We start from the raw sequence: 13,028 nt of genomic DNA on the forward strand, positions 1-13,028 counted from the left end.
AGTTTGTCTACAGTCTGAAGACAGCTTATGGCTGTCTCTTTTTTTGCTTTTTCTTCGTTTTGTCCAATAACTCCAATTACCAGTATGCTTGTTTTCCTACCTCCCCATCTGAAGTTCAAATTACTGCAAACAAAACCCTTCATATTGATTTAGATCTCTTTTGACAATTAGTTGTCAAAAGAGATTGTACACATCAGGACTTATCTCCTAATGTCTTTTAAAAGAATAAGTCTTTTTTACCCATCCTTAATAAGTTATCGAGAAGATAAGCAAACTATACCATATTGCAGCTATACGGAATCTACCTAGGCTTAGTTCGCTACAAATTAATCCAGGTAGTTAAAAAGGATAAATGTATATCGCTTAATCAAAATTTAATGGGGTGAATGTTTTATGAGAATGAAAAAAGCAATAATAGGTCTCTCACTCTTATGTATGATTGTTCCTGGTATTGCCAAATCGGCTGATTCCGTTGCTGAAAATAATCGAAGCAATATCGTAGCAAATTGGAAATTCACAAAACAACATGTTAAAAGCGGTTCAATCGATAAAGGTAATTTAATTATAGAAGATACAAGCAAACATGGAAACGATTTAGAGTTAGTGACGATAGGTGATCCTGCCTCACCTGAATTAAAGAATATGATTCAATGGTCTGAAGAAGATTATCATGATCAAGAAAAAGTGGATAGCTTGAAGTTCGCTAACTATGAAAACGCCCCTTCAGGAAGGTATTTCAAAACCAAAAGGAATGCACCTATCAATTCGGAGAAATTCGATAAGGGTTTTACCATTGAAGCGATTTTTAAGTTGCCAAGTGATTCCAAGAGTGCCATGGGGCTTTTTTCTAGACAAGGACAGGCGGCCGATCTTAATAAAATGGAAGGCGAGAGAAAAATTCTTTCTGCTTTAACTGTATCCAGTGATCAAAAAATCCACTGGACAAGTCATCCATCTAATTTAAATTATAATGTAAGCAATTGGTCTCGATCTTTAAACGCTGATGAATGGTACCATTTGGCAGTTGTTAATGATGGTAACACGACGACTTTAACTTTGAATGGCATAAGTGATTACGGAAAATCAGAAAAAGTAATAGGTATTGCAGCAGTTAATGGTAAAGGCTGGAACATCGGAGCATCTGAGTGGGGAAATAAGTTTAATGCACTATTCAAAGGGAATATCCAGGAATTACGAATTGCTAGGAAGGCTTTAACCGAAAAAGAATGGCTTGTGCAGGATGCCCGTGACGATGAACCATTCGAAGGATCAAACAAAGCTTTACCCTTTCTAAAGAATAAAAAGAATTATAATTTTCTTTTTGTACCAGATACCCAGAAATATTCAAGCCAAAATCCAGAGATATTTAATAGCCAAATGAACTGGATTTCCAATAACACCAAGAAGAACAATATCATCATGAATACATTTGTTGGGGACATTGTCGATAGTGATTTAGAAAAACAATGGCAGAATTCCCTCGGGGCCATTTCCCTTTTGGATAAAAAGGACGTTCCATATATGATGGCGGCAGGGAATCATGACTATGCGGCCGGAGACCCTTTCTTAACACATTATGGGCCGCAGCGTTTTTTGAATAAAAAATACTATAAGGGGTCGTCTCACTCTGGGTATAGCTCATATGCAATCGCTAAGGCAGGGAGTTATGAATACTTAGTTTTAATAGTGGATATGAAAAATCTGCATAAAGACCTGGAATGGTCAAAAAAGGTTCTAGATCAGCATCAAGATAAACCGACAATCCTCGTCTCACATGATATTATATTTCCGAAGGTTAAGGATGATAAAACCATCGCCGTCGAGTCGTCTAATGGCCGACTGATTTGGGATGAACTTGTAAAGGACCATAATCAAGTGTTCATGACGGTTAATGGCCATTATTTTGGGATAGCACATCGGGTAAAACAAAATTCAGCAGGAAATGATGTCATTCAAATGCTGGTCAATTACCAAACGAATTATCGAGGGGGTAATGGCTGGCTAAGACTTGTAGAATTTGATGAAAAGAAAAATGTATTGGTATTCCGAACCTATTCGCCCTTTGTCGACGAAATGTCTAAAAAAGAAAAATCCTATATCGATTATAAATTTTTAACAGGTGAAAATAATTCATTTAAATTGGATTGGGACTTTAAAAATAGATTTAATTTTAAGTAATTAAAAGAGGAGGAAAAAAACAATTCCCCAGGTGTAACTGATTGATCTCAGCAACCTGGGTGAATTCCTTTATTGGGTGCCCTCCTATGTGTTGAGTCGTTCAAGAAGGATAAACGTTCATTCTTCATGATGAATTTAAAATGCTGCGATTTTTACCAGTTGGTTTAAACAACTATCATGCTGCTTTTTTCATTACTGATTTATACTTTCCGAACCCATTAACGACAAGAACCCCTAATATCGCAATTCCGCCGCCAATGACTGAAAGAGTACTAGGCACTTCCCGCAGCCAAACCCAAGCGGCGAAAATGGCAATCACAGGTTCAAGGTATAACAAACTGGAAACGGAACTGGCTTTTCCTAATGATAGTGCGACTGCCCAAGTTACATAACCGATGGCTGCAGGGAAAATACCAACAAAAATCGCTGATAAATGACCTTCCATTGTAGCATGTTGAATTTCTTGAAATAGACCAGGAAAAAATATGAAAAAGGGTATTGTACCGATCCATGTGAAATAGGCTGTCAATTCAATCGGATTATAGCGGCTAAACAGTGGCTTTTGGAAAACAAAAAACACTGCAGAAGCAATAGCAGACATCAGCACTAAAAAGGCACCTTCAGAAATATTCAGGGAAGGGCCTGCAGTACCTAATGTTATGAAGGTGATCCCTATGAATCCTATACCTAAACCAATCCATCCGAATAGGCCGAGGCGTTCTTTTAAAACGATCGCAGCAATGATCGCGATGAAGACAGGTGCTGAACCAATCAGCATTCCAGCCGTTCCCGCCGAAACGGTTTGTTCCCCGAATGTAACCCCAATATGATAAATACTAATACCAATAAATGCAAGGATCGATATCCTCAGCAAATCCTCTTTTTTCGGGAGTCGAAATTTCACCCCAGGCCATAGAGCATAAAGGACAAAAATCCCTGATGCTATAAGATAACGAACAAGTACCAAATGGCCGGCTGAATACCCGCCATGTAAGCTTGCACGAATAGCAGCGAATGTAGATCCCCAAATAATAACTGTAATAGATGCCAATAAAAACGCCTTAGTGTTCAAAACCTATTCCTCCCAACCATTCACTATAAACTGAAGGTATCATGGATACGTGAGAACTTCAATAAAATTCTATCTCGCTGTGAAGTGGCACAGTAAAATAACGAATCAGAATACATTCTGAGATGTAATCATCGCTGAAGAAATTCTATTCCATATGGGATTGGGTTGGAAATCTTCATTTAAAGATGGATTAGGTTTGAAAAGCATGCTAAACCAAAAAGTTCTATCTAAAAGTTAAAACAAAGTTTATTGGAGCGGATGTGCGAGACTCTTGCGGGAAAAGCGTGTCCAGGGGAGACCCCGCAACCGAGGGCGGACCGCCTGCGGAAAGGGAGTTCCTGGAGGCAACGTTCAAATTGTACAAACCCTAAAAACTGGGTTCTACCTAAATTTTTAAACAAGACTGGATTATCCTTAATGTTTTTTCACTGTAATCCTTATTGGATTGATGAATTTGCGACACTCCTGCCGAATTACTGGCTAGCCGAGACACCGCAGCCGCTTGCGGCAAGGAGGCTTGGCAGACAGTCGGCGGAAAGGGAGCGGATTTCTGAAATCAACTGGAACGTTTTTTAATAAAAAAACTGTAGCCAAACTCGATTTTCATTGAGTTTGGCTACAGTCTGCATAATTAATTTAATTATCTATTCTCTGGTTTCCAAGATGAAAAGCGTCTTTCAATAATGCCTAATAATGAAGTAAGAATGATTCCCGTAATCGTAATGACCAACACTCCAACAAACATACGATCTGTTTGTAGATTTTGACCATTGCTTGTCAATTGATATCCGATACCAGCTGTCGAAGCGAATAATTCACCTACAACTACAGCAATTAATCCTTGACCAATACCTAAGCGAATACCGTTTAAAAGGAATGGTACCGTCGAAGGCAAAGCGATTGTTTTAAAAATTTGAAATTCACTTGCACTAAATGTTCTTGCTGCTTTTATTAAGTTTTGATCTAATGTTAGCATAGCTTTTTGAGCGCTCATCACTATTGGAAAGAAGGCCATCAAAAAGACTATAACAATTTTTGATGCTGGTCCTATTCCGAATGCAATTATGATCACTGGTAAAAGGGCGACTTTAGGGGTTACATATAATCCTGAAATGAAAGGGTTAACGACTGCATTAAAGTTAGAATTCCAGCCCGATAACACACCAATTGGAATTCCAAAAAGTATGGCTAAAACAAAGCCTGCAATAAATTCGTAACCACTTACTTTCATATTTTCCCAAAAAGAAGCTTCTTGGACCATTATAACTGCCGCTTGGGCAATTTCAATTGGTGAGCTAATGAACAATGGATTTATCCATTCATTTTGAGAAGCTACTTCCCAAAGCAACAGAAATATAAAAACAGAAGCAACACTGATAAAAAATGACTTCTTTTCTTTTTTTATTTTCTTCGCCTTTTTTATCTTTTGCTTTGATTGTGTAAGTTGGATAGTACCCTTCGTCATATTATTCTCCTTTCCCTTTATTATTTTTCTTTATTATCGAAACCTTGTTTTGAAGACTCCTGTTCAATAATGGACCATATATGATCTACAAACTCTAAAAATTCCGGGCTACGCTTCACGCGGAGATCTCTAGGTCTAGGTATATCAACATCCACAACCTCCACTACACGTCCTGGTCTTGCCCCAAAAACAAAAACTCTATCAGCTAAAAATACCGCTTCATCAATTTGGTGTGTAATAAAAAGACTTGTCTTTTTTGTCTCATCCCATATTCTAAGTAACTCACCTTGCATAAATTCCCTGGTTTGTGCGTCTAATGCCGAAAATGGTTCATCCAGTAATAGTAATGACGGGTTTACCGTTAATGCTCGAGCCAAGTTTACCCTTTGCTGCATCCCTCCTGACAATTCGTGGGGATAATGATTTTCATAACCTTTTAAACCGACCATTTCAATAAATTCTTTGGCCTCTTTCTTTTTCTCTGCGGTTACTTGCTTTTGCAGTTCAACTCCATAGAGAACATTTTCCAAAACTGTTCTCCAAGGTAATAGACTAGGGTTTTGAAAGACCATTGCCCTGTCCTTGCCGGGACCATCAATTTTTTGCTGATCTAATAGAATTTCTCCCTTACTCGGCTTCAGTAATCCAACTACAGTATTTAAAAAAGTGGTTTTTCCACAGCCGCTCGGCCCTACAATACATATAAATTCACCCTCTTTGATATTTAAGTTTATATTCTGCAGGGCAATCACTTCTGCACCAGTTTTATTGTTTACGTAAGTAACATCCAAAAAACGAGTGGACAATTTGAACTTTTCAAGTTGTGCATTTTCCATCTTGACTATCATCTACTTTCTAGCTAATTATTTTTTAAAAGCTTCTTCTATATAACTATTTGTCCAAATAACATCTTCAGTAGTATCCTGTTTAGTAGAAACGCCTGACAACTTGCCAAATTCAACTAATGGATCCTGGGCATTATCCCAAGCTTCTTGATTCATTTCTCCATAGCCTTTAAAAGTGTTTTTCAATCCTATAATTGATTCCTCTAGAATATCAACATCAATTCCATCAAAATAAGATACGATTGATTCGGCTGCCTCTCTTGGATGATTACGTGTGAATTCCATACCTTTCCCTATTGCCCGAACTACTTTCAAAGATGTTTCGTGATTTTCTTCTAAATATACTTTTTTAGCAAAAACAGCTTCCCAGACCATATTCCCATACATTGGCTCTTCACTTGTATTAATTACAATTTCACCAACATCTTTACTTTCCGCTTGTAAACCCATTGGAGGTGATGCTATTCCCCCGTCAACAATCCCCTCCTGCATACCGCCAATCTTCGATCCATCTCCTGCTAATTTGACGGCTTTAAGAGTTATGGGATCAACACCATGCATTTGCATTAAATATCGGGTGTATACGTCTCCAGAATCGCCAACAAGGTTTGTACCAATAGTTGCGCCGTTCAATGAAGCAACTCTATCTTCAAGTGAAGATTCTTTAGAAACATTCTTTTTCTTTTGATATTGTTTAGAGAGAGTAATTTGATAGGTTAGCGCTGAATTTAAAGATTGAATCGCCATTAAATCTTCACCTTTGTCAAGAGGAGTGAACATACTTCGAGGACCTGATACCGCAAACTGAGCTTCTCCTGATAATACAGAAGCGATTACTTGTGCTCCTCCACCACCAGATACAATCTCAGCTTCAATTCCTTCTTTTTCAAAAAATCCTTGCTCAATGGCTACATACAAAGGGGCAACTGACAATAACCGTGCAGGTTCCGTAAAAGTAAGCTTTACCGCTTTCCCTCCTGAACTCCCCTTATTTTCTGTAGTAGTTTCGTCACTTGAACTGCATCCAGATACTATAAACACCAAACAAAGCAGAACGAACGCCAATTTATTCTTAAACATATTACTTACCTCCTAAATCAGATATATTTTTAGTTAATTGAAAATTGTCCATACAAAGATATTACTATTCCTCCTTATTTTTGTTTTATATACCAAACATAATTTCATATACATATCAATTCTAAATCAGCTGTCCTGGTATGGTCAATTGTAATTTTGGAAAATTTAGATAATTCAACGGATTACTGAACAAAAAAAACACTCTTTTAGAATCATGAGTGTCCTTTAACTCTTAAGATAAAATTTTCTGCTTCAGTAAAAATAACTCTTCTGTTTCATCCTTCAAAAAACGAAAAAGACTAAGTTGTCAGTCCATTAATGCCTCACCAAATTTAAAAGTTTGAATAAAAGAAGCAAAATCAATACTAAGAATATGTTTTCGTTAAGGTCAGTCCATTATAAACATAATCCCACATAGAATCATCATTAGGACCATCGCTTGGTACTTGCATTGTACAAATGCCTTTGATTCCCCAGTCGACTTCATTAACACCTTTTAACCCTGCTATTGGATCAAGGAAGAGGATATTGAAATTCCCCGGTATCATTTCGGATAAGACGGATTGTAATTCAATTGCATCGCGAACGGTAACTGGCCCCCATCTTACAAATAAGACGGATTTGCTATTTGAAATTTTTTCAATAAACTTATTTATTCGGTAATTAAGTTTTTCTTTGTACGCAGGGTAAAGATGAGTCCAATCTTGATTAGGTATTATCGGAAAATCATGGACTGAAATAATATTATAATAGGTATCTAGGATAAAATGCGCGTTTTGTTGCTTACCGCCTTCTCCAGAAAAAACCACATCTCCATCATCAAGATAAGAAGCGATGCCATCTACCTGCTTCATTTTGTTTACATTCATAAATCCGGCAAATCTGTTCTTCAATAATCTGCTTACATCCGGGAGTGAGTTAGAAACGACCCAATCAAGTGGAAATGAAAACCGCCTTAAATTATGCCTCCTTAAATTAAGGGAAGGTCCACACCAACTGCCAAGACTAATGATTACATCATAAGATCCTTTTATATCTTGTAATTTCAATTCAGTCATCCTCTCTACTAATTTCCCTATTTCATCAAATCCTTATGGTAGGTAACTAATTTTATTTCCAGTCTTTTTCACTTTGTTCTGGAATTATATAGACAATCCAGCCATAACGAATTTTCAGTTCGTCAGCCATTATTTCGGCAGTTTCTTTATCAGGAAATGTACCTGTTATTAAGCGGAAACGGTTATTTTCCGCGTTAATTATTTTTTCTTTCATTGCTTGTACCTCCTTTTTTATATCTTATGAAGCTTCCTGGAAATCTGTATAGTACTTAATAGATTACTAACAGCCCTTTTTATGTCCATGAAAAATCAAAGAAGCCCTACTTTGATAAAGTGGACTTGTTGGGAGCATAAGGAATTATGGGAAATGCAAACTAAATTAACGGAGAAGTGAATGACTAATCTAAATACTGTTCCCGTTCCACCTTTTATTGTAGGGTCAATAACCTTTTTAAATAGTGCTGGAATCGTGAATCTACCGAATGACACTAGTGTAGCGATATTGTATTTCAACCTCTTTTCAGCTATTGAATTTAACCAAATTAACAAGAGTTTTCTTCCCTTCCCAAAGTTTTACCCCTCAAAAAACTTCATGCCCTAAAGCTTCAAGCATTTTCCTTACTAAGCTTGTAATTGCTACTTTTCATATATTTCAAGAGGCAAATCATCCGGATCGAAAAAAAAAGTAAACCTTTTTCCTGTTAACTCATCAACACGGATAGGTTCGACTGGAATGTTTTCTTTTTCTAAATCTTCAATCGCTTGATTAATATCATCCACTTCAAAGGCAAGATGCCTAAGCCCTCTTGCTTCAGGATAACTTGGACGATTGGGGCTATCAGGAAAAGAGAACAATTCCAGCTGATATTCCCCTCCAACCATTAGATCCAATTTATACGATTTCCTTTCTGTCCGATATGTTTCATTCTCGATATCACACCCTAAAATATTCACATAGAAGTTTTTTGATTTTTCATAATCGGAACAAATAATTGCTACATGATGTATTTTTTTTACCTTCATTTGTTTCCTCCCTAAGAACATTGGTTAGTTTTAAAATTTATTTTAACAAAGTTATCCATTGATAAAAACTTAGATTTCAGCGCTTCCTTCGGAATCTACTGCACCATACTGGTACATCCATTTCCCTTTCACCTGGATATAGGTCTTTACACTCGTACATTCAGATTAATTGCAGCACATTAGAAAATAAAAACTGATATACATTTCAAACACTTCAACCTTTTTCCTAGCGAAAAAAGCGATACAGTGCCGAGAACAAATTCCCTTCAAAAAGTAATAACAAAATCATGTTTGGATTTTAACCGAACGCTAATTTAAAAAGACTAATACAGATCTATATCGTACTCGAAAAAGAGATGAATATATATTGCATTTGTTGAATGTATGGTCGGGTTATTTTTAGTTGGTTTAGTTTATTAAAAGATAAAAGGAGAGTACATATTATACAAGGCTAATATGTGCTCTCCTAAGGGAGAGACAATGATAAAAAACATTAAACTATGCCCTATACCAGACAACAAGTTCATTAACAGGAACAGCTGGTTAAGTCCATGCCTTTCTAAATCGTTTAATATGTCGATAATAAATTGGATACCCGGTCAGCATCCACTCTTTAATTACGTTCTTGATAATAAATTATTTTTGGAGTGGTTGAAAGCTGAAGGCATTGCTGAGCAGGAGCATATTAAGGATATTCCTCTGTCGGTGCTGGAAAAGTTAAAATTAGTCGAGGCCAACCCTTTATAAAATTTTTGGAACGGAGAAATATCCCTATCAATAAGATGGAAACAAAAAAAGCGGAAAAGGTGTCAGTCAATCGGAAAATTTCTACATTACGTTCCCTTTTCAAGTATTTAACGACTCAGACAGAAAACGGTGACGGCGAACCTTACTTCTATCGAAATGTCATGTTGAAAATTGAAGTGAATAAAGTGAAAGAGACATTGGGAGCGCGTGCTTCCAGAATATCGACAAAGATTTCCCACAATGATGAGGATGCTCGGTTTCTTGAATTCGTGAAGCATGACTATGAAAAGGAGCTACCTGAAAAGTCCAGAAAACTCATATATTTTAAAAGGGACAAGGAACGTGATTTTGCGATCTTATCCCTCTTCTTAGGAAGCGGTATCCGGGTGAATGAGTTATCCAACTTAGGGCTACGAGACTTGGATTTCGAAGAAAAACAAATACACGTTTTACGTAAGGGTGGTAAAAAGGATGTAGTAGCAGTCTCTCCTCCTTCTATGCAAGACATAAAAGATTACCTAGCTGTGAGAACGGAACGTTATAGAGGCTCAAATGATGATACGGCTTATGTTTTTTTGACTAGGATGAATGATGGAGCCACCCCTCTTTCCAACCGTGCCATTGAAGCTCTAGTAAAGAAATATACGAAGACCTTTAAGTCCAATAAATCGATGTCGCCATACAAATTGAGGCATACCTATGGGACGAACTTAATGGAGCATTCAGGTGACATCCATTTGCTGATGACTCAACTTGGTCATACTTCAACCACAACGGCTGCCCTATATACAAACCCTGAGCAGGAGAAGGCTAAAAAGGCTGCGAAACTGATGGGAGAGAGAAGAACCAATTATCGCGAAAAGGATTAAATGAAATGGAGGAAATTCTCTAGTCTTCTCTTTTTTTAGTATGTGTGTAGAAATGAAAACATAAGATATCATAAGATACCATCTATCCTTCTGCCACTTGGTAAGGTCGATAAATGCCTGTAAGAATTTCTAAGAATAGCTCATTACAAAGGGCGTATGTTAAACTAAAAAAAGTATAATAAAAAAGGAGCCTTAACCCCCTCCTACTCTCTAAATCAATTATATAGGTTCCTAGAACGCTGATTATGTTAATTAACTTTGTATATGGTGTACTTGGTTGTAGTTTTAAAATAAAGTCGTTCCGTTTTCTAGTTGTAAACCTACTCCCACTTCCTCGCCAAATAAATTAAAGGGCATGTTTTGAATTACTGCCATTTTTCAGAGTGTTAAATACTAATAATTAAAAAAGAACTATCATTCTCAAGCATATGCTTATATTTACATGCATGATATCTTTTTTGTTCGTATATATAATCGAACAAAGGGGAATTAAGATGAGTCTAATTTACAAGAAGAGGAGCAATTTGTTCTGTGGAACCAAAAGGCGAAGAAATAAACTGCTTAGCATTAAAAGTCAAAGAGATTATTCAATCTTCAGGATGTCAAAATGAAGATGTAATCTTTCTGTGCATTGGTTCAGATCGATCAGTAGGGGATTCATTAGGCCCTTTAGTCGGGACAATGCTTAAAGAACATACGGTGCCTTATCGTGTTTACGGTACTTTGGAAAATCCCGTTCATGCATTTAATTTAAAAGACACGTTGAAAAAAATTAAAAAACAATTCAAAAAGCCTCTTATTTTTAGTGTGGATGCTTGTTTAGGGGATCAAAACCAGGTCGGTTATGTTTTCTTGAAGGATGGACCTCTTGTCCCGGGGAAAGCTTTAAAAAAAGTATTGCCGGAAGTGGGAGATTATCATATTACAGGAATGGTCAATTATATAGATCCGCTGCCAACCATGCAATTTTTAAATGACACTCGTCTATACACGGTTATGAACCTTGCGAAAACAATCGTAAAAATAATTACTCAAGCTACTGGCGAGACTTCTGGAATTAAATAAAAGAATGGGCTGTGCCAAAACCACTAATAATAAGTGGTTTTGGCACAGCCCTACTTTGTTTAAGTTCGAAGAATTTATTAGATAACATTATACTTAAATAATAGCCCCTGTCAAGATAGCAACAATGATAAGGATTAATGAACAAATTAGAGCCCATTTAAATGCATACCGCTGTAGTTCCCCGATATCTGTCTTTACCATCCCTACTAGTAAAAGAGTCGATGCCACGAGTGGACTTAAGAAATGTACAGGCTGGCCCAGTACTGAAGCTCTGGCAATTTCTAAAGGACTCACTCCATAAGCTTCTCCTGCTTCGGCAAGAATTGGCAAAACACCAAAGTAGTAAGCATCATTGGATAAAACGAACGTAAATGGCATGCTGGTGAACGCAACGACCATCGGTAAAAAAGAGCCTAAAGAATCCGGAATGATGGCCACTAATGAATTTGCAATGGCGTCTACCATTTTCGTTCCGGAAAAGATCCCTGTGAAAATACCAGCCGCAAATACTAATGTGACTACGGTTATAGCGTTTCCTGCATGTGACACGATTCGCTCTTTTTGCTGTTCTAGATTAGGGTAATTAATGATTGAAGCAAGCACAAACCCGATTAGAAACAACACAGGTACCGGTACGAAGCCCATTACAAGAACGACCATAACTGTGAGCGTCAACAAAAGATTTACCCATATTAATTTAGGGCGCTTTAAATCGTCTTGTATGGCGGAAGCTACCGCTGCTTCAGCAAGAGCTCCTTTCATTTCAGGTACAGCTTTGATATGAACAACACCAAGCCTTTTGCGCTCTTTTTTCCCAAGTACATAAGCGGTAAAAAGAATAGCTGCAATACCTGCGAATAGTGTTGGGATAATCGGGACAAAGAATTCATTTGCATCGAGACCTAAAGATGCTATTGCTCTTGTTGCAGGTCCTCCCCAAGGAGTCATACCACTCATAATACTGACAGCCAGCATAGAAATAGTGGCAAGAATAAGTGGATTCATACCAAGTCGTAAGTAAAGAGGCAGCATAGCGGAAATCGTAATCATATGAGTCGTGGTACCATCACCATCTAAGGCAACGGTCATTGCGATTACTGCTGTTCCTATCGCTATTTTAACCGGATCCCCTTTTACGGCTTTTAACATAGTTTTAATAAGTGGATCAAATAATCCAGCGTCAATCAGAACTCCGAAAAACAAAATAGCGAACAATAGCAAAGCGGCTGAAGGTGCGACAACCTTTATTCCATCGAGCATCATATCTCCGAGCTCTGGACCAAATCCGCCAATTAATGCAAAGATAATTGGAATGACCACAAGAGAAGTAACAGGTGATAACCGTTTAGACATGATTAAATAAGTAAAGACAATGACCATTGAAATTCCAAGTAACGTAAGAATATGAATCCCCTCCTATTAAAGAAACCGCTTACAAATCAAATAAAAAGTTTGAATAGTTAAAAAATATTACATAATATTTTCTGTTTCCCAGTTGCTTTGTTTTCTATTTTTAGAATAGTTCATATCATTAAATAAGTGAAATACATATTTTTTGTACTTTTTCGAAAAAAAAACTTATAATCCATTTTATTAAATTAAGAAATCGAAAAAGCACAATGAAAT

Annotated in this window: 13 protein-coding genes; 5 read left to right on the top strand and 8 right to left on the bottom strand. The window is 37.0% G+C overall.

The genetic code is table 11. The annotated features are described in order from the left end of the window. Positions 1–393: 393 nt before the first annotated feature. The gene (locus J7J00_RS17085; protein WP_214792580.1) at positions 394–2,178 is read left to right on the top strand and encodes a laminin G domain-containing metallophosphoesterase family protein; all 1,785 of its coding nucleotides are present in this window, start codon (positions 394–396) and stop codon (positions 2,176–2,178) included. Positions 2,179–2,353: 175 nt separating this feature from the next. Here J7J00_RS17085 and J7J00_RS17090 read toward each other — a convergent pair whose 3' ends face one another. Further along, entirely contained in the window at positions 2,354–3,250 is an 897-nt protein-coding gene (locus J7J00_RS17090) for a DMT family transporter (RefSeq protein ID WP_214792585.1), read from the bottom strand. Between the two features lie 417 nt (positions 3,251–3,667). Between J7J00_RS17090 and J7J00_RS17095 the strand changes: the two genes are divergently transcribed. After that, complete coding sequence (locus tag J7J00_RS17095; protein ID WP_214792588.1) at positions 3,668–3,826, top strand: hypothetical protein; 159 nt, start codon at positions 3,668–3,670, stop codon at positions 3,824–3,826. Positions 3,827–3,890: 64 nt separating this feature from the next. On the opposite strand, the gene J7J00_RS17100 is transcribed toward J7J00_RS17095, so the two are convergent. From J7J00_RS17100 to gloA2, 6 genes are all read right to left on the bottom strand, one after another. Then, the gene (locus tag J7J00_RS17100; RefSeq protein WP_214792591.1) at positions 3,891–4,715 is read right to left on the bottom strand and encodes an ABC transporter permease; all 825 of its coding nucleotides are present in this window, start codon (positions 4,713–4,715) and stop codon (positions 3,891–3,893) included. A gap of 20 nt (positions 4,716–4,735) precedes the next feature. After that, the gene (locus J7J00_RS17105) at positions 4,736–5,551 is read right to left on the bottom strand and encodes an ABC transporter ATP-binding protein (RefSeq protein WP_214792594.1); all 816 of its coding nucleotides are present in this window, start codon (positions 5,549–5,551) and stop codon (positions 4,736–4,738) included. Positions 5,552–5,578: 27 nt separating this feature from the next. Then, on the bottom strand, positions 5,579–6,640 hold the full coding sequence (locus tag J7J00_RS17110; protein ID WP_214792597.1) for an ABC transporter substrate-binding protein: 1,062 nt from the start codon (positions 6,638–6,640) through the stop codon (positions 5,579–5,581). A gap of 365 nt (positions 6,641–7,005) precedes the next feature. Next, entirely contained in the window at positions 7,006–7,698 is a 693-nt protein-coding gene (locus J7J00_RS17115) for a DUF1796 family putative cysteine peptidase (RefSeq protein ID WP_309487194.1), read from the bottom strand. Positions 7,699–7,750: 52 nt separating this feature from the next. Next, positions 7,751–7,912: a hypothetical protein gene (locus J7J00_RS17120; protein ID WP_214792603.1), complete on the bottom strand. Its 162-nt coding sequence runs from the start codon at positions 7,910–7,912 to the stop codon at positions 7,751–7,753. 422 nt (positions 7,913–8,334) lie between these two features. After that, positions 8,335–8,721: an SMU1112c/YaeR family gloxylase I-like metalloprotein gene (gloA2, locus tag J7J00_RS17125; protein WP_214792606.1), complete on the bottom strand. Its 387-nt coding sequence runs from the start codon at positions 8,719–8,721 to the stop codon at positions 8,335–8,337. A gap of 573 nt (positions 8,722–9,294) precedes the next feature. Here gloA2 and J7J00_RS28185 point away from each other — a divergent pair. The 3 genes from J7J00_RS28185 to yyaC all read left to right on the top strand — a co-directional run bounded on the left by J7J00_RS28185 (position 9,295) and on the right by yyaC (position 11,402). Further along, complete coding sequence (locus tag J7J00_RS28185) at positions 9,295–9,468, top strand: hypothetical protein (RefSeq protein ID WP_286201428.1); 174 nt, start codon at positions 9,295–9,297, stop codon at positions 9,466–9,468. A 35-nt stretch (positions 9,469–9,503) separates the two neighbouring features. Further along, positions 9,504–10,337, top strand: a complete 834-nt coding sequence (gene xerS / locus J7J00_RS17130; RefSeq protein WP_286201429.1) for a tyrosine recombinase XerS — start codon at positions 9,504–9,506, stop codon at positions 10,335–10,337. A gap of 531 nt (positions 10,338–10,868) precedes the next feature. After that, positions 10,869–11,402 carry a spore protease YyaC gene (yyaC, locus tag J7J00_RS17135; RefSeq protein ID WP_214792610.1) on the top strand — a complete coding sequence of 178 codons (534 nt, stop codon included), beginning with the start codon at positions 10,869–10,871 and terminating at the stop codon, positions 11,400–11,402. A gap of 93 nt (positions 11,403–11,495) precedes the next feature. Here yyaC and J7J00_RS17140 read toward each other — a convergent pair whose 3' ends face one another. Next, a complete protein-coding gene (locus J7J00_RS17140) occupies positions 11,496–12,806 on the bottom strand; it encodes a CitMHS family transporter (protein WP_214792670.1) in 1,311 nt (436 codons plus the stop codon). Positions 12,807–13,028: the final 222 nt, after the last annotated feature.

Origin of the sequence: Bacillus sp. ISL-4, assembly GCF_018613275.1 — a bacterium.
GTDB lineage: Bacteria > Bacillota > Bacilli > Bacillales > DSM-1321 > Peribacillus > Peribacillus simplex_E.

Bases quoted from the DNA above. Each gene is read 5' to 3' on its own strand.
- J7J00_RS17100 (WP_214792591.1), bottom strand. From the start codon at position 4,715: ATGACGAAGGGTACTATCCAACTTACACAATCAAAGCAAAAGATAAAA.
- J7J00_RS28185 (WP_286201428.1), top strand. From the start codon at position 9,295: ATGTCGATAATAAATTGGATACCCGGTCAGCATCCACTCTTTAATTAC.
- J7J00_RS17095 (WP_214792588.1), top strand. From the start codon at position 3,668: ATGTTTTTTCACTGTAATCCTTATTGGATTGATGAATTTGCGACACTC.
- J7J00_RS17110 (WP_214792597.1), bottom strand. From the start codon at position 6,640: ATGTTTAAGAATAAATTGGCGTTCGTTCTGCTTTGTTTGGTGTTTATA.
- J7J00_RS17085 (WP_214792580.1), top strand. From the start codon at position 394: ATGAGAATGAAAAAAGCAATAATAGGTCTCTCACTCTTATGTATGATT.
- J7J00_RS17120 (WP_214792603.1), bottom strand. From the start codon at position 7,912: ATGAAAGAAAAAATAATTAACGCGGAAAATAACCGTTTCCGCTTAATA.
- J7J00_RS17115 (WP_309487194.1), bottom strand. From the start codon at position 7,698: ATGACTGAATTGAAATTACAAGATATAAAAGGATCTTATGATGTAATC.
- gloA2 (WP_214792606.1), bottom strand. From the start codon at position 8,721: ATGAAGGTAAAAAAAATACATCATGTAGCAATTATTTGTTCCGATTAT.
- J7J00_RS17105 (WP_214792594.1), bottom strand. From the start codon at position 5,551: ATGGAAAATGCACAACTTGAAAAGTTCAAATTGTCCACTCGTTTTTTG.
- xerS (WP_286201429.1), top strand. From the start codon at position 9,504: ATGGAAACAAAAAAAGCGGAAAAGGTGTCAGTCAATCGGAAAATTTCT.